Source organism: Falsiroseomonas algicola (assembly GCF_011040385.1).
Lineage (GTDB): Bacteria > Pseudomonadota > Alphaproteobacteria > Acetobacterales > Acetobacteraceae > Falsiroseomonas > Falsiroseomonas algicola.
Window position 1 is genome coordinate 752,340 of the sequence record NZ_JAAIKB010000001.1, and the last position, 15,987, is coordinate 768,326.

General features: G+C 71.9%; 15 protein-coding genes. 3 read left to right on the plus strand and 12 right to left on the minus strand.

Translation table 11 applies throughout. From position 1 onward, the window contains the following. Window positions 1-137: 137 nt before the first annotated feature. The 8 genes from phoB to G3576_RS03625 all read right to left on the minus strand — a co-directional run bounded on the left by phoB (window position 138) and on the right by G3576_RS03625 (window position 6,372). A complete protein-coding gene (gene phoB, locus G3576_RS03590) occupies window positions 138-851 on the minus strand; it encodes a phosphate regulon transcriptional regulator PhoB (protein WP_164692927.1) in 714 nt (237 codons plus the stop codon). An 11-nt stretch (window positions 852-862) separates the two neighbouring features. Continuing rightward, complete coding sequence (gene phoU, locus G3576_RS03595; protein WP_164692928.1) at window positions 863-1,585, minus strand: phosphate signaling complex protein PhoU; 723 nt, start codon at window positions 1,583-1,585, stop codon at window positions 863-865. A 16-nt stretch (window positions 1,586-1,601) separates the two neighbouring features. Further along, window positions 1,602-2,387: a phosphate ABC transporter ATP-binding protein PstB gene (pstB, locus tag G3576_RS03600; RefSeq protein WP_164693306.1), complete on the minus strand. Its 786-nt coding sequence runs from the start codon at window positions 2,385-2,387 to the stop codon at window positions 1,602-1,604. Window positions 2,388-2,449: 62 nt separating this feature from the next. Continuing rightward, complete coding sequence (pstA, locus tag G3576_RS03605; RefSeq protein WP_235951368.1) at window positions 2,450-3,355, minus strand: phosphate ABC transporter permease PstA; 906 nt, start codon at window positions 3,353-3,355, stop codon at window positions 2,450-2,452. Window positions 3,356-3,371: 16 nt separating this feature from the next. Next, on the minus strand, window positions 3,372-4,325 hold the full coding sequence (gene pstC, locus G3576_RS03610) for a phosphate ABC transporter permease subunit PstC (RefSeq protein ID WP_164693307.1): 954 nt from the start codon (window positions 4,323-4,325) through the stop codon (window positions 3,372-3,374). Between the two features lie 99 nt (window positions 4,326-4,424). Further along, window positions 4,425-5,477 carry a phosphate ABC transporter substrate-binding protein PstS gene (pstS, locus tag G3576_RS03615; RefSeq protein ID WP_328728375.1) on the minus strand — a complete coding sequence of 351 codons (1,053 nt, stop codon included), beginning with the start codon at window positions 5,475-5,477 and terminating at the stop codon, window positions 4,425-4,427. Between the two features lie 149 nt (window positions 5,478-5,626). Then, window positions 5,627-6,031 carry an ATP-binding protein gene (locus G3576_RS03620; protein ID WP_164692930.1) on the minus strand — a complete coding sequence of 135 codons (405 nt, stop codon included), beginning with the start codon at window positions 6,029-6,031 and terminating at the stop codon, window positions 5,627-5,629. After that, window positions 6,031-6,372: an STAS domain-containing protein gene (locus G3576_RS03625; protein WP_164692931.1), complete on the minus strand. Its 342-nt coding sequence runs from the start codon at window positions 6,370-6,372 to the stop codon at window positions 6,031-6,033. The genes G3576_RS03620 and G3576_RS03625 overlap by 1 nt, the downstream gene beginning before the upstream one ends. Window positions 6,373-6,485: 113 nt before the next feature. Here G3576_RS03625 and G3576_RS03630 point away from each other — a divergent pair, with 113 nt between their 5' ends. Continuing rightward, a complete protein-coding gene (locus G3576_RS03630; protein ID WP_164692932.1) occupies window positions 6,486-7,391 on the plus strand; it encodes an isocitrate lyase/PEP mutase family protein in 906 nt (301 codons plus the stop codon). Between the two features lie 3 nt (window positions 7,392-7,394). Here the strand turns inward: G3576_RS03630 and G3576_RS03635 are convergent, their stop codons facing one another. The 3 genes from G3576_RS03635 to G3576_RS03645 all read right to left on the minus strand — a co-directional run bounded on the left by G3576_RS03635 (window position 7,395) and on the right by G3576_RS03645 (window position 12,168). After that, entirely contained in the window at window positions 7,395-10,136 is a 2,742-nt protein-coding gene (locus G3576_RS03635) for an autotransporter family protein (RefSeq protein WP_164692933.1), read from the minus strand. Window positions 10,137-10,234: 98 nt separating this feature from the next. Next, window positions 10,235-11,209, minus strand: a complete 975-nt coding sequence (locus G3576_RS03640) for a tripartite tricarboxylate transporter substrate binding protein (protein ID WP_164692934.1) — start codon at window positions 11,207-11,209, stop codon at window positions 10,235-10,237. 86 nt (window positions 11,210-11,295) lie between these two features. Beyond that, window positions 11,296-12,168, minus strand: coding sequence for a fumarylacetoacetate hydrolase family protein (locus tag G3576_RS03645; protein ID WP_164692935.1), 873 nt, complete (start codon window positions 12,166-12,168; stop codon window positions 11,296-11,298). Between the two features lie 149 nt (window positions 12,169-12,317). Between G3576_RS03645 and G3576_RS03650 the strand changes: the two genes are divergently transcribed. Both G3576_RS03650 and G3576_RS03655 read left to right on the plus strand, forming a co-directional pair. Next, the gene (locus G3576_RS03650; protein WP_164692936.1) at window positions 12,318-12,932 is read left to right on the plus strand and encodes a FecR domain-containing protein; all 615 of its coding nucleotides are present in this window, start codon (window positions 12,318-12,320) and stop codon (window positions 12,930-12,932) included. 35 nt (window positions 12,933-12,967) lie between these two features. Then, complete coding sequence (locus tag G3576_RS03655) at window positions 12,968-15,007, plus strand: adenylate/guanylate cyclase domain-containing protein (protein ID WP_328728483.1); 2,040 nt, start codon at window positions 12,968-12,970, stop codon at window positions 15,005-15,007. Between the two features lie 2 nt (window positions 15,008-15,009). On the opposite strand, the gene G3576_RS03660 is transcribed toward G3576_RS03655, so the two are convergent. Then, a complete protein-coding gene (locus tag G3576_RS03660) occupies window positions 15,010-15,975 on the minus strand; it encodes a Bug family tripartite tricarboxylate transporter substrate binding protein (protein WP_164692938.1) in 966 nt (321 codons plus the stop codon). Between the last annotated feature and the right edge of the window lie 12 nt (window positions 15,976-15,987).

Consider the following 15,987-nt stretch of genomic DNA (forward strand, 5'->3'; position numbering starts at 1 on the left):
CCGCGGCCTTGGCTCGCCGCATAAGCGGCGGGCCGCGTTCCGGGACCCCATGAGCGTTGCGAAGCAACGCACATGGGCACCCGTCGCGGCCTCGGCCGACTGCGTCGGCCGCGAGTCACGCCATCATGCCGTCGGTCCTACCCCTCGACATCCAGCGCATAGCCGGCGGAGCGGACGGTGCGGATGATGTCCACCTCGCCCTCCCCGTTCACGGCCTTGCGGAGCCGGCGGATATGCACGTCCACCGTGCGCGGCTCCACATGGATGTCGCGGCCCCAGACGGCGTCCAGCAGCTGCTCCCGCGTGAAGACGCGCCCGGGATGGCTGAGGAAGAACTCCAGCAGCCGGTATTCCGTCGGGCCGAGATGCAGCGACCGCGCGCCGCGCGTCACCCGATGCGCGTCCTGGTCCATCACCAGGTCGGCGTAGCTCAGCCGCCCCTTCACCGGCACCGCGCCGGATCGCCGCAGCAGCGCCCGGATGCGCGCCAGCAGCGCGTCCATGACGTAGGGCTTGGCGATGTAGTCGTCGGCGCCGGTATCCAGCGCCCGCACCGCATCCTGGTCCTCGGTCCGCGCCGTCACCATGATGATCGGCAGGTCCCGCGTGTTGGGCCGGCGGCGGATCTGCCGGCAGACCTCGAGCCCCGAGAGCTGCGGCAGCATCCAGTCCAACAGGATCAGATCCGGCTTCCCTTCCGCGACGCGCAGCAGCGCCTCCTGCCCATCGGTCGCTTCCTCCACGCGGAAGCCCTGCTTCTCCAGGTTGTAGCGCAGCAGCGTCAGCAGCGGCGCCTCATCCTCCACCACCAGGATGGTGGGCTTGGCCAGGCTGCCAATGGCTTCGGGCATGGCGGGCTCCCTTACTCAGGTGGCCGGACGACGGCATAGGCGGAGGCATCGGCCTTGGGCCGGTCCTCCGGCAGGCTGTCGCCGCGCACGGCGTAGTGCACGGTTTCCGCGATGTTGGTCGCGTGGTCGCCGATGCGTTCCAGGTTCTTGGCGATGAACAGCAGATGCGTGGCCGCGGTGATGTTCCGCGGATCCTCCATCATGAAGGTCAGCATCTCCCGGAAGATGCCGTTGTAGACATCGTCCACCGGCTCATCCGCCGCCCAGACGCGCTCCGCGGCTTCGGCATCGTCATTCACCAGCGCATCGATCGCGAGCTTCAAATTCTCCTGCACCAGGCGGGCCATGCGGGTGAAGCCGTTCAGGCTGCCGATGGCGGGCTGCTGCGCGATGACGATGCTGCGCTTGGCGCCGTTGCGGGCGTAGTCCCCGATCCGTTCCAGATTATGCGCCACCTTCATGGCGGCGACGATGAAGCGCAGGTCGCTCGCCATGGGCTGGCGCGTCGCCAGGATGCGGATGCAGAAGGCCTCGATCTCCCGCTCCAGCTGGTCGAGCGCCGCATCGCGCCCGATCACCTCGGCGGCCAGCGTCGCATCGCGCCGCGTCAGCGCGACCGTCGCGTCATTCACCTGCCGCTCCGCCAGGCCGCCCATGCGGGCCACCATGTCCCGCAGGCGGCGGAGCTGTTCGTCATAGCTGCGGACGATGTGCTCGCCCTGTTCCATCGGCATGATGCCAGTCTCCCGATCAGCCGAAGCGGCCCGTGATGTATTCCTGCGTCCGCTTCTCCCGCGGCGCGGTGAAGAGCTGCGCGGCCGGCGCCACCTCGACCAGCTCGCCGAGGTAGAAGAAGGCCACCTGGTCGGCGCAGCGCGCGGCCTGCTGCATGTTGTGCGTCACGATGCAGATGGTGAAGTCGCGCTTCAGCTCGTCGATCAGCTCCTCGATCTTGAGGGTCGAGATCGGGTCGAGCGCGCTGGTCGGCTCGTCGAACAGGATGACTTCCGGCCGCACCGCGATGGTCCGCGCGATGCAAAGCCGCTGCTGCTGCCCGCCCGAAAGCCCCATGGCGCTGCTCTGCAGACGGTCCTTCACCTCGCCCCAAATCGCGGCGCGGGACAGCGCCCATTCGATCCGGTCGTCCATCTGGGACTTCGACAGCTTCTCATGCAGCCGGATGCCGAAGGCGATGTTCTCGTAGATCGTCATCGGGAAGGGGGTGGGCTTCTGGAACACCATGCCGACCTTGGAGCGCAGCTCGTTCAGGTCCACATCGGGGGCGATCATGTTGCGCCCCTCCATCAGCACCTCGCCCTCCGCCCGCTGGCCGGGATAGAGGCTGTACATTCGGTTCAGCACGCGCAGCAGCGTGGACTTGCCGCAGCCGGAGGGGCCGATCATGCCCGTCACCTGCCGGTCCGGCAGTTCCAGGTTCACGCCCTTCAGCGCCTTGTTCGCCCCGTAGAAGAAATCGAGGTTGCGCACCGAGATGCGCGACGCCTGGTTGATGGCCGCGGAGGATCGTGCCTGCATGCCGCCGAAGGACGTCGCGGGCGCCGTCGGCGCGTCGGTGGAGCTCATGGGTTCCGGTCCCCTCACGTGCGGCTGCGCAGCACGCTGCGCGCCAGGATGTTCAGAAGCAGCACCGCGAGCGTGATCAGCAGCGCGCCCGCCCAGGCCAGCTCGATCCAGTCCTGGAACGGCGAGCCAGCATAGGAGTAGATGGTGATCGGCAGGCTCGGCATCGGCCCGTTCAGGTTGGTGGACCAGGCATTGTTGCCGAGGCTGGTGAAGAGCAGCGGCGCCGTCTCGCCGGCGATGCGGGCGATGCCCAGCAGCACGCCGGTGATGATGCCCGACGTCGCCGCGCGCCAGCACACCGTCACGATCATCTTCCACTTCGGCGCGCCGAGCCCGATCACCGCCTCCCGCAGCGTGTTCGGGATCAGCGCCAGCATGTCCTCCGTCGTGCGCACCACGATGGGGATGATGATGATGGACAGCGCGGCCACGCCTGCCCAGCCGGAGAAGCCGCCGAAGGGCAGCACCAGCAGCTGGTAGACGAAGAGGCCGATGAGGATGGAGGGCGCCGAGAGCAGGATGTCGCTGACGAAGCGCACCGCATTGCCGAAGGAGGAGCCCCGGGCGTATTCCGCCAGGTAGGTGCCGACCAGCATGCCGATCGGCGTGCCGATGATGGTCGCCAGCGCCACCTGGATCGCGCTGCCGACGATCGCGTTCAGCAGCCCGCCCTGCGATCCCGGCGGCCGCGTCACCTCCGTGAAGACGGAAAGGTTCATCGCCCCGAAGCCCTTGTAGAACAGGGTCACGAGGATGGAGGCAAGGAACACCAGCCCGATCGCCGTCGCGGCGTAGGACAGGCTGCGGACGATGATGTCCGCCCGCTTCCGGCTGCGGCCCAGCGCCGCGGCCACCGCCTTGTCCTTGGCGGGGCCAGAGACGCCCGGGTTCGCCCCGTGATTCGTCCCCTGAGGGGTCATGGTCGCGCTCATGGCATCAGGCCTTCAGCCGGGACCGCAGCAGCCAGCGCGACAGCGCGAGCACCGCGAAGGACAGGACGAAGAGGATGAAGCCCAGCGCCAGCAGCGCGGAGAGCTTCAGGCTGCCCATCTCGCTCTCGCCGAATTCCAGCGCGACGACGGAGGCGATGGTGTTGCCCGGGCCGAAGAGGGAACTCGAGATGCGGTTGGCGTTGCCGATCACGAAGGTCACCGCCATCGTCTCGCCCAGCGCACGGCCGAGCCCGAGCATGATGCCGCCGGCGACCGAGATGCGGGTATAGGGCAGCACCACGCCCTTCATCACCTCCCAGGTCGTGCAGCCAAGCCCGTAGGCGCTTTCCTTGTAGACCGGCGGCACCTGCTCGAACACGTCGCGCATGGTGGCGGCGATGAAGGGCAGGATCATGATCGCCAGGATCAGCGCCGCGGTGAAGATGCCGGTCCCGAAGGGCGGGCCCTGGAACAGCGCGCCGATGAAGGGCAGCTCGCCCACGCTGTCGATCACGGCGGGCTGCACATGCTGCGCCATGATCGGCGCGATCAGGAAGAAGCCCCACATGCCGTAGATGATGCTGGGCACCGCCGCCAGCAGCTCCACCGCCGTGCCGACCGGCCGGCGCAGCCAGGGCGGCGCCAGCTCCGTCAGGTAGAAGGCGACGCCGAAGGCGACCGGCACTGCCAGCAGGATGGCGAGCACCGCCGTCACGATGGTGCCGTAGATGGAGACGCCGGCGCCGAACACCTCCTGCACCGGGTCCCATTCGGTGGACCAGATGAAGGGCAGGCCGAAGGCGCGGAAGGCGGGAAGCCCGCCGATGAACAGCTCGATGATGATGCCGCCGAGCAGCAGCAGCACGAAGCCGCCCGCGGCATGGCAGGCGGCTGAGAAGAGGGTGTCGCCCAGATTCGACGAACGCCGCGCCGGCTTGGGCACGGCGCCGGGCGTCATGGTCACGGCTTGCTGCAAGGGGACTCTCCCGAGGTCGTCACGCCCGAATTCGCGTGGCGGGGACCAGGTCCCCCCGCCACGCGGTCACCGGTCCTGTCCTCAGGCGGTCCAGACCGGCTGCCCGTTGACCTTGATCTGGTTGCGCCAGGCGCCGCGGATCGCGTCATGCACCTGGTTCGGCAGCGGGATGTATTCCAGCTCCTGGGCCAGGGCCGCGCCGTTCTTGAAGGCCCAGTCGAAGAACCGCATCACGTTGCGGCTGCGATCCGCATCCGTCGGGTTGGTCGGCAGCAGGATGAAGGTCGGCGAGACGATCGGCCAGGACGTCGCGCCATGCTGGTCGATCAGGCTGGCCGCGAAGCCCGGCACCGTCCAATCCGCATTGCTGGCGGCGGCGATGAAGCTGTCATGCGTCGGGCGCACGAAGTTGCCGGCCTTGTTGCGCAGCTGCGTCGTCACCAGGCGGTTGGTGATGGCATAGGCGTTCTCGACATAGCCGATGGCGCCGCGGATGTTCCGCACCGTGCCCGCCACGCCCTCATTGCCGCGCGCACCCGTGCCCGCCGGCCAGCGGACGGAGGTGCCGACGCCGACGCGGTTCTTGAACTCCTCCGACACGGCGGAGAGGTAGGACACCCACACGAAGGTCGTGCCCGACCCGTCGGCGCGATAGGCCGGCGCGATCGCCAGGTTCGGCAGCGTCAGGCCGCGGTTCAGCTCGACGATCCGCGTGTCGTTCCAGCGCGTGATCTTGCCGAGGTAGATGTCGGCCAGCAGCTCGCCCGTCAGCTTCAGCTGCTCGTTCTCGATCCCCGGGATGTTCACGATCGCGACCAGCGACCCCATCACGGAGGGGAACTGCAGCAGGTTGCCCTCGGTCAGCTGCTGCGCCGTCAGCGGCGCGTCGGTGGCGCCGAAATCGACCGTGCGGTTGCGGATCTGGTTGATGCCGGCGCCGGAGCCCACGGACTGGTAGTTCACCGCGATGCCCGTGGCCGCGCGGCCGGCTTCCGCCCACTTCTGATAGACGGGGTTGGGGAAGGTCGCGCCCGCGCCGGTGATCGTCGCCTGCTGTGCCAGGGCCTGCCGCCCGGAGACGAGCCCAGCCCCGATCGCCGCGCCGGTACCGAGCAGGAAATGCCGCCTGTCCACGTGTCTCTCTCCGCTATCTGTGCGTCGGGCCCTGAGAAAGCGGACCCCTCGCGGCGCCTTCTAGGCGCGGCAGGCGACGCCTCGATTGCAGTTTGATGAAGCTTCGATGACAGTGGCCGCGACAACCCGCCCGGTTGTCGATGAGTTCATCATCCCGCCAGGGCGATGCGGGTGCGGTTCCAGCCCCCCTCGGCAGGGCCGTAATCCAGGCTGGCCGCCATCCTGCGCACCAGCGCCAGGCCCATGCCGCCGACCCGGTCATCGGCCAGGGACGGCACCGCCGGTACCGGCGCCTCCCGCGGGTCGAAGGGGGCGGCCGCATCCTCGATGACCAGCACCGCGCCACCCTCCGCCGCCTCCACCGTCACCCGCGCCGGCGGCGGATCGCCCGCGAATCGGCCATGCATGGCCAGGTTCGCCAGCAGCTCCTCCGTCACCAGCGCCAGGCGATAGGTGGCGGCCGGGGAGAGCCCGGCCTCCGCCGCCCAGGATTCGATGGCCGCCTGCGCGCCCGGAATCGCCGCCATGCCGATGGGGACGGAAAGAAGCAGCATCAGGCCGCCAGCCTCGCCAGCGCCTCCTCCTCCGTCGCCACCAGCGGCAGCACCTGGTCCAGCGCCATGGCCGTCAGCACCTCCGCCACCATGGGCTGGGCGCCGAACAGCACCACCTTGCCGCCGCGGCGCGACACCACCCGGGCGCCCGACAGCAGCAGCCGGATGCCCAGCGAGGACAGGAAATCCAGCCCCGTCAGGTCCAGCACCGCGCTCTTGCCCGAAGCGGCCAGCGTCGCCGTGAAGGGCGTCTCCACCTGGCCCACCGTGCCGGTATCCAGCCGCCCCGCCAGCACGATCTTCTGGGCCTGCCCGTCGATCTCAACCACCTCGAACGTCACGTCGCGCTCCCTCGTTGCACGGCCGGTCATCTAGACCAACCCCGCGCGGCCCTGGCGTGACACTTCCACGACACCGGCACCACTGCCAGCATGGAAGCCGGAGGAGAACGACCATGCTCGACCCGGAACCGGAGGGGCCCGTCCCCTCCCCCGCCGCGCGGCTGCGCGCCGTGCTCGAAGCGCCCGGCATCGCCGTGGTGCCGGGCTGCCATGATGCGATGGGCGCGCGGCTCATCGCCCGCGCCGGCCTGCCCGCCGCCTTCCTCTCGGGCTACGCCGTCTCCGCCGCCCGGCTCGGCCTGCCCGATGCCGGCCTGATCTCCTACCGGGAGATGCTGGATGCGGGGCGGGAGGTCTGCGCGGCGAGCCCCATCCCCGTGATCGGCGATGCCGATACCGGCTTCGGCAACCCCGTGAATGTCCGCCGCACCATCGCGGGCTACCACCAGGCCGGCTTCGCCTGCGTGATGATCGAGGACCAGGTCTTCCCCAAGCGCTGCGGCTTCGCCCAGGGGCTGGAGGTCGCACCGCGCGAGGAGGCGCTGATGCGCCTTCGCGCCGCGCTCGATGCGCGCGACGCCATCCGCAAGGCCGGCGGCGACCTGCTGGTGATCGGCCGCACCGACAGCCGCGCGGCGGTCGGCCTCGACGAAGCGCTGTGGCGCGCCCAGGCCTTCGCCGAACTCGGCGCCGACATCGTCTATTTCGAGGCGCCCCAGTCGACGCAGGAAATGGAAGCGCTGCACCGCGTCACCGGCGCCACGCCGACCATGCTGGCCCAGGTGGAGAAGCCCGGCCGCCCCTTCCTGGCGCCGAAGCAGGCGGAGGCGATCGGCTACGACATCCTGCTGCTCGGCGTCACGCTGCTGAACGTGGTGATCCGCGCCCAGCAGGATGCGCTGGCCCTGATGGCGCAAGGGCAGCACCCCGGCCCGGACCGGCTGCTGCCCTTCGACGAACTCTACGACCGCGTCGGCTTCAACGCGTATTACGAGATGGAACGGCGCTACGCGCGCTGACGCCTACCAGGTCCAGCGCATGCCGATGGTCAGCAGATGCTCCGTGCCGCGATCGGTGCGGAGCGCGTCGTAATCGGCCACCACGGCGAAGCGGTCGCCGCGATGGGCGGTGACGCCGATGCCGCCCTGCAGCCCGTTCTGGCCGGTCCGCGCGGAGTCGATCCCGAAGGCCGCGCCGCCCAGCCGGTGCGTGGACCGGCCGAGCCCGTCCTGCATCTCCCTCACATAGCCGATGCGGGCTTCCGGCCGCAGCTGCAGCCCGTTCTCCAGCGTGAAGCTACGCCCCGCCGCCACGCCGATGCCCGCCCGCAGCGCATCCGCCGTGCGGCCGTCCACACTCAGGTTCAGCGCGCCCGCCCCCGTCTCCGTGAAGCCGCGCCGCGCGATGCGGTCCCATCGCAGATGCAGCCGCGGCTCGACATCGATCCCCTCGATCCGGGTGGAGACGCCGATGCCGGCCTCCGCCGACCAGTCCATGCCCTGGCTTTCCGCCGTGGCGCGGCGCGACAGGGTGCCGAAGCCGATCGGGCGCCGCGCATCGTAGCGGCTGAGCCCGGTGCCGAGCGTGACATCCAGGAAGGGCTTCGCCGTCGCCTCGGTCGGCGGCGCGTAGAGGCCGTAGAGGCTCGCCTGGTAGCTCTCGATCCGCACCTCGCCGGTCGATCCATCGCCATCCACCTGGCCGCGCAGGAAGCCGAGCGCGATGCCGCCCGTCAGCCCCGGGGCGAGGCGGCGGTCGGCGCCGACCAGCGCGCCGCCGCTCTGCCGGCTGTAGCCCGGCGCGATGCCGTCGCTGCCGGTGGACCCGAATCCGCCCAGCGCCCGGCCCCAGACGGACCATCCCGGCAGGCCGAAGCCCTCCCCATCCCCGCCATCGCCGGCGGGCTGGTCATCGGCATCCAGGCCGACCCCGGCGCCCGGCATGGCCGACATCCGCGCGATGCGCGCGCTGTCCAGCGCCACGCGCGGCGCAAGCGCGCCCTGCGCACCGACCAGGCCCGCATCGCCCGTGCGGATCGCCGCCATGCGCTGGCTGGTCGCCTGGCCGAAGATGCGCCGATGCGCCAGCGACGCCGCCAGCGCATCGGCATGGATCACGCCCGACATCTGGTCGAGCGCCGCGGGGATGGCGCTGGCCGGCAGCGCGTAGAGCGCGCCGAAGACGGCCCCGGCATCGCCCTCGATCCGCAGCCCCGCCGCCGGGCGGATCGCGTCCACCGCCCCGCCCGTCGCCTGCTGGTTCACGCGCTGCCCGACGCCGAGCGCCGAAAGGTCCGCGTAGCGCGCCGGCGTCAGCACCAGGTCCAGCGTGTTCGCGCCATAGATCGCATCGAAGCGCGACCCCGCCGGCAGCCCTTCCGTCGGCTGCGTCAGCCCGGCGAAGCTGCCTAGCAGCCCGCCCTCCGCCTGGATCACCCGGAAGGACTGGCCGATGGCGGGGGTGAAGCTGTTCGTCGCATCCCCGCTGATGCCGCGCAGCGCCGGCGCCAGCGTGCCGCCCGCCGTCAGCGTGTTGCCCGCACCCGTCACCAGGATCCGGTCATACGATCCGCTGCCCGTGCCGGTGCCCGGGCCATCGATCTCGAGGCGCGTGGTCGATCCCGCGCCCAGCGTCACCGGCGCGGTGAAGGTCATGATCCCTGGCGAACTGCCCGGGGACAGCGTGCCATCGATGGTCGTCGCGCCGCCGATGGTGCCGCCACCCGTCAGCGTGCCGCCGGCCTGCACCACGACAGGGCCGCCCAGCGAGCCCTGCACCACCAGCGTGCCCTGCTGCACCAGCGCGCCGCCCGCATTCTGCGCGTCGCCCTGCAGCGTCAGGCGGCCGAGCCCGATCAGCTGCAGCTGCCCGTCGCCCGTGATGGCGCCCAGCAGCACGACAGGGCCCTGGCTGGTGTCGATGATGCCGTTCGTCGCCTCCACCACCACCGGCTGGGTCAGCGCGGCGGCAGCGGTCGGGCGGAAGGTGCCGCCGCGGAAGGTCACCGTGCTGGCCTGCGCGGCGCTGTCCGTCTGGTCGAAGGACCCGCGGCTGGTGTCGATCGCCGTGCCGCCGGACAGGCCACCGATCGGCACCACGGCATAGCGGATGGTCCCGCCGCCGAACATCGTGTCGCCGCTCGCCTCCCCGTAGAAGGCGATGGAGGAGAAGGTGCCGCTGTCGCTGATCGCGGCGACGAAGGTCATCGCCTGGCCGTAGCGCGCATCACCGGGATTGTCGGACCGCTGATTGGCGCTGCCGACCAGGATCGGCGTGCCGCCATCGAAGGCGATGTAGAGCGCGCTGGGGTAGCAGCAGGTCGCCCAGCCCTCCAGCTCCACCGCGAAGGCGTTGATCGGGGAGGAGAAGGTGAAGACCAGCCCGCTGCCCGGCGGATCGGCGGAGGACGCCTCCATCCGGATGGCATCGCCGCTGTTGAAGGTGCCGCTCGGCCCCTGGATGTTCTGGAAGCTCGACGTGCGCGTGCTGCGCGTGGTGCCGTCGCCGGAGGTGATGGTGAAGGCGCTGCGCGCCCAGCTGGTCTGGTTGCTGGTCAGGCTCGACAGCAGGTCCGTGTTCACCGTGCCGCCGGCGGCGGTGACCCGGTTGTCGAAATCCGTGCGCCCTTCCGCGATGCTGTCGAAGAAGGTCGCCGTCGCGGCCGGCGCCAGGCGCGGCAGGCCGGCCACCAGGGCCAGGCTGGATGCCGACAGCAGCAGGCTGGCGGCACCGGCGGAAAGGCGTCGCGAACGCGGAGACGGCATCGAGGGGCCCTTTTGGCGCATGATCCGCCAGGGCTTAGCGAGGCATCCGCTAAGGACCGGTTAATCCGATCCCGTTCTGAAACCGGAACGCGCGTCTTTCATTCGGCCGTGGCGCCCGAGGCACGGACGACGGCGGCCCATTTCGTCACCTCCTGCCCGAGGTAGCTGGCGAAGTCCGCGCGGCTCCGCGCATCCGGCGCGAAGCCCATCGCGTCCAGCCTTCCGCGCGTCTCGGCGGCCGTCAGCGCCTTGTTGATCTCGGCATTCATGCGGTCGCAGATGGCGGCGGGCGTGCCGTGCGGCGCCATCAGCCCGAACCAGGTCAGCGCCTCGAAGCCCGGATAGCCCTGCTCCGCCACGGTGGGCACATCCGGCAGCGCGGCATCGCGCCGCAGGCTGGTCACGGCGATCCCGCGCAGCCGGCCCTCCCGCACCATCGGGAGCGCCGGCGGCAGGCTCGTGCTGCCGATCGGCACCTGCCCGCCCACCACCGCCGTCACCGCCTGCGCCGGGCCGAAGGGCACGTGCTGCACCTCCACCCGCGCCAGGCTGCGGAACAGCAATTCCATGCCGAGATGCGTCGTGGTGCCGATGCCGGAGGAGCCGTAGTCCAGCCCCCTCGTCCGCGCTTGCGCGATCAGTTCGCCGAGGCTGCCGACCTGCAGCTTCTCGGGATTGACGGTGATGATGTTGGGCGTGGAGGCCAGCATCGCCACCGGCTCCAGATCCGTCAGCGCATCGTAGCCGGCATTGCGGAACAGGGACGGGTTCACGGCATAGGCGACGGAATGCGCCAGGAAGACGCTGCCATCGGGCGGGCTGCGCCGCACCGCGACGGTCGCGATATTGCCGCCCGCGCCCGGCCGGTTCTCCACCACCACGGGCTGGCCGAGCGCCGGCGTCAGCGCATTCGCCAGCGCCCGGGCCAGCACATCCGTGCTGGCGCCAGGCGGGAAGGCCACCAGGATGCGTACCGGCTTGTCAGGCCAGGGCGCCTGCGCGAAGGCCGGCACCGTCAGCAGGCCCGCCGCGGCGCCGAACGCGGCGCGACGGCCCATCATCATGCGCCCCATGGTCCCGCTTCCCCCCATCATCGTTTTCGTTGATGGGGCGAAGCATATCCCCAGCGCGCGACGCCGGGGAAGGGACTGGCGGTCGCTCAGGCGAAGGCGGGGTCGTCCGCGATGGTGTTGCGCAGCACGCCGATGCCCTCGACCTCGATCTCCACCACCTTGCCCGGCGCCAGGAACAGCGGCGGCTTGCGCGCATAGCCGACGCCGGACGGCGTGCCGGTCGCGATCACGTCGCCCGGCTCCAGCGTCATGACCTCGGAGATGATCTCGATCGCGCGGGCGACGGTGAAGATCATGTCGCCCGTCGTGCTGTCCTGCACCGTCTGGCCATCCACGCGCGCGCAGATGCGCAGCGGCGCCGCGCCCGGCGGCAGCTCATCCGCCGTCACGATCTCCGGCCCGAAGGCGCCCGTCGCGTCGAAGTTCTTGCCCATCGTCCACTGCGTGGACTTGCGCTGGTAGTCGCGCACGGAGCCGTCGTTGAACAGCGAGTAGCCGGCCACGTAGTCCAGCGCATCCGCCTGCTTCACGCAGCGCGCCCGCTTGCCGATGATGATCGCGAGCTCCGCCTCATAGTCCAGCTTGTCGGAGACGCCGGGTCGCAGGATCGGCTGGTCGGGCCCGACCAGGCTGGTCTGCACGCGGAGGAACATCGCCGGGTAGTCCGGGATCGGGTTGCCGCCTTCCTTGGCGTGCAGCGCATAGTTCAGCCCGATGCAGGCCACCTTGCCAGGGCGCGGGATCGGCATGCCGAGCGTGAGGTCCGACCGCTTCCGCCGTGCGGAGGCCGGCGCCGAGGCAGCGGCCGCGGCCAGCTTCGCCAGCCCCTCCGCCCCCAGGCCCACGATCTCCAGCATGTCGGTGGGGAAACCGGCGAGGTCGCCGACCGGCACCACCTCCTCCCCGATCCGCACCCCCGGCGCGCTGCGCCCATTCTCGATGAAGCTGAGCAGACGCATGCGACGATTCCCTGCCGTGGTTCGGGCGACAAAAATGCTCCGACAGAAAAAATATCGACAAAAACCGGCCCCGGCAAGCCATGGCACCACCGCTGGCCCACCCGCCCCTTCCGCGCGATAGTCCCAGCCCCGCAACGGCAAGGCGCCCCATGACGCAGACCCTGTTAGGCCGACGCGGCCTTTCCGCCGCCGCCCTGCTGCTCGGCGCCGCCGGCCCGGCCCCGCGCCGGATCGGGGAGGCGGTGGAGGTCACCGGCACCGCACGCGCGGAGCGCCCCGGCGCCACCCGCCCCCTCGCCCCCGCCGCCCCGCTCGGCGAGGGCGACACGCTGGTCACCGGCGCCGACTCCCGCCTGCTGGCTCGCCTCGCCGGCGACATCGAACTCCGCCTCGGCGCCCTGGCACGCCTGCTGCTGGACAGCGTGCCCGCCACCCCGCGGGACGGGGCCGGCACGGTGCTGCGCCGCGCCGCCGGCGCGCTCTGGTTCAGCCGCCCCGAGACCGCCCCCCGCGCCCCCGTCGCCATCGTCTCCCCCGCCGCGCTGATCGGCGTCCGCGGCACCGCCTTCTGGGCGGGCGAGATCGACGGCCGCTTCTCCGTCCTCGTCGAGCGGGGCGAGGCCGCGGTCTCCGCGGGCGGGCGGCTTGTCACGCTCGGTCCCGGCTTCGGCACCGATATCGAGGGCGGCGTGCCGGAGGATCCGCAGCGCTGGGCCCCCGCGCGGATCGCGCGCGCCCTCGCCATGGTGGGCCTGCCGCGCTGAGCCCCTTCCGCTGGGGCCTCGCCGCCGCTTCGCTGCTGCTCGGCCTCCGCCTGCTGCTGCCGGGGCCCGCGGGCCAGGCGCGCGATGCCGCGCTCGACACGCTGCTCGCCGCCTGGCCCCGCCCCGGCCCCACGCCCCCCGTGCTGATGGTGGCGATCGACCGGGAGAGCCTGGCCAGCCTCGGCCCCTGGCCCTGGCCGCGGGACCGCATCGCCGCCATCCTGGACCGGCTGGCCGAGGCCGCCCCCGCCGCCATCGCCACCGACATCCTCTTCGAGGCGCCCGACCGCGCCGCCCCCGCCGTGCTCGCCCGCCGCCTGGCCGACGCGCTCCCGCCCGACGAGTCCGCCGCGCTCCGCCTCCGCGCCGCGCGGCTGCCGGACCACGATTCGACCCTCGCCATCTCCCTCGCCGCCGCCCCCGTCGCGCTCGGCTTCCTGCTGGCGCCGGAGCCGACGCCGCCACCCGCTTCCCCCGGCGGCTTCGCGGTGCTCGGCAGCCCCGCGGCGCTGACGCCGCTCGCCGCCCCCGGCGCCGCCATTGCCCTGCCCGCCCTGGTCGCCGCCGCCGCCGGCCATGGCGCGGCCTCGCTGGAGGGCGGCCGCGTCCGCGCCGTGCCGCTGGTGGTCCGCGTCGGCGACGAACTCCGTCCCGGCCTGGTGCTGGAGGCGCTGCGCCTGGCGCTCGGCGGTTCCTCCCCCCTGCTGGACGCCGCCGGCCCCGCGATCCGCCTGCCGCAGGTGGTGCTGCCGCTGGATGAGGGCCTGTCCATCCGCCTGCACCCCGGCGCTCCTTTGCCGACCGTCTCCGCCGCCGCGCTGCTGGCGGGGGAGGTCCCTTCCGCCGCCATCCAGGGCCACATCGTGCTGCTGGGCGGCACCGCGCCCGAACTCGGCGCGCTGCGGGAAGCCGGCTTCGCCCCGCTCGTCCCGGGCATCCGGTTGCAGGCGGAGGCGCTGGCCCAGGCCATGACGCTCTGGCTGCCCCGCCGCCCCGCCTGGCTGGACAGCGCGGAGATCGCCGCCGCCGCGGCGCTCAGCCTGCTGGGCGCCGCGGCCGGGGCGGTGCTGCCGCCCCTCGCGCTGGCGGGCTTCGCCGTCGCGGCACTCTTCGCCGTGCCGGTCGGCGTGCTGGCGCTGCTCTCGGCCACCATGCTGCTGGCAGACCCGCTGCTGCCGCTGGCCGCGCTGCTGGCCCCTGCCGCCATCGCCGCCCTCGCCGCCTTCATCGCCACCCGCGCCAGCCGCGCGCGGCTGGTGGCGCGCTTCGCGCAGTCCCTGCCGCCCGCGCTGGTGGCGCGCATCGCGCGAGAGCCGGGCCTGGTGCGGATCGGCGGCGAGGCGCGGCGCATGAGCTTTGTCTTCACCGACATCGCGGGCTTCACCACGCTGGTGGAGCGCAGCGGCCCCGCCGCGCTGATCGGGATGCTCGACGCCTATATCGCCGGCGCGGCCGAGATCATCGCCCGCCATGGCGGGACGCTCGACAAGGTGGTGGGGGATGCGCTGCACGTCATGTTCGGCGCGCCGCTCGACCAGCCCGGCCATGAGCGACACGCCGTGGCCTGTGGCATCGCGCTGGCCGAATACGGCCAGGACTTCGCCCGTCGCCACGCGGCCGAGGGCTTCGGCATCACGAGGGTCGGCATCGCGACCGGCGTCGCGATCGTCGGCGATGTCGGCGGCGGGCGGGTGCTGGACTACACCGCCCATGGCGATGCGGTGAACCTGGCCGCGCGCCTCGAACAGGCCAACAAGATCTTCGGCACAACGGTGCTGCTGGATGGCGAGACGGCCGCCGCGCAATCCGGGGAGGGCTTTCGCTGCCTCGGCCGCCTCGCCGCCCGCGGCCGCAGCGCCGCCGTCGATGTCTATGCGCCCTGGGATGCGCCGCAGGAGGCGCGCACCGCCTGGGACGAAGGCCTGGCCGCGCTGCTGGCCGAGGATGCCGACGCCGCCCGCGCCGCCTTCACCCGCGTCGCCGCACTGCTGCCGGAGGACGCGCCGACGCTGTTCCAACTGGACCGCCTGAATCGCGGATTTTCGTCAATCTCGGTGGACCAGCGCGGCGGCTGACGTCAGTCCAGCGGGATGTTGAACCCCCGGATCACCCCCCGATACTGCGCCACCGTCTCCTCCATCAGCCGCCCCAGCGCCTCCGGCGAGGACGAGACCGCCCCCGCCCCTGTCCCCTCCACCGCCGCCCGGTATTCCGGGCTCGCTACCGCCTCCACCACCAGCCGGTTCACCGTGGCCACCACCGGCGCCGGGATGCCGCTGGCCCCGCAGACGCCGAGCCAGCCCTGCGCCACCAGGTCGATCCCCTGTTCCCGCAAGGTCGGCACGTCAGGCGCCACCGGGAGCCGTTCGGGGCTGGTCATCCCGATCGCCCTCACCTGCCCGGCCTGCGCCAGCGGCATGGTGTTCACCAGAGGCCCCACGAACAACTGCAACCGCCCCGCGATGAGGTCCTGCAGCACCGGCGGCGTGCCGCGATAGGGCACCTCCACCATCCGCGCGCCCACCAGCCCCTCGAAGATCCGCGCCACGAGATTCGGCATGGAGGCCCCGCCGACATGCCCGAAGGCCACCGCCTCCGGCCGCGCCGCCGCCAGCGCCGCGAAGTCACGCGCATCCCGCGCGGGCAGGCTGTTCGGCACGACCAGCGCGTAATAGGCCCGCGTGATCTGGGAGATCGGCGCGAGGTCCGACAGCGGATAGGGCCGCGCGGTGCCGAGCGTGTTGAGCGCGTCGATATAGGTGCAGACCAGCAGCGTGTGCCCGTCCCTCGGCTGGGACATGACATGATCCAGCGCGATGCGGCCGCCGGCGCCGGTGCGGTTCTCGACCACCACGGGCTGCGGGAGGCGGGCGCGGAGTTGCTCGGCAATGATGCGGGCGGGGATGTCCGTGGGGCCACCGGCGGGGAAGCCGACGAGGAGGCGGACGGGGCGCGTCGGCCATTCCTGTGCCGCCGCCTGCCCCGCCCCCGCGGACAGCATCGCCACGCCCAGCGCCAGGCCGCGCAGCATGTTCGGCATCATGGCCGTATCCCC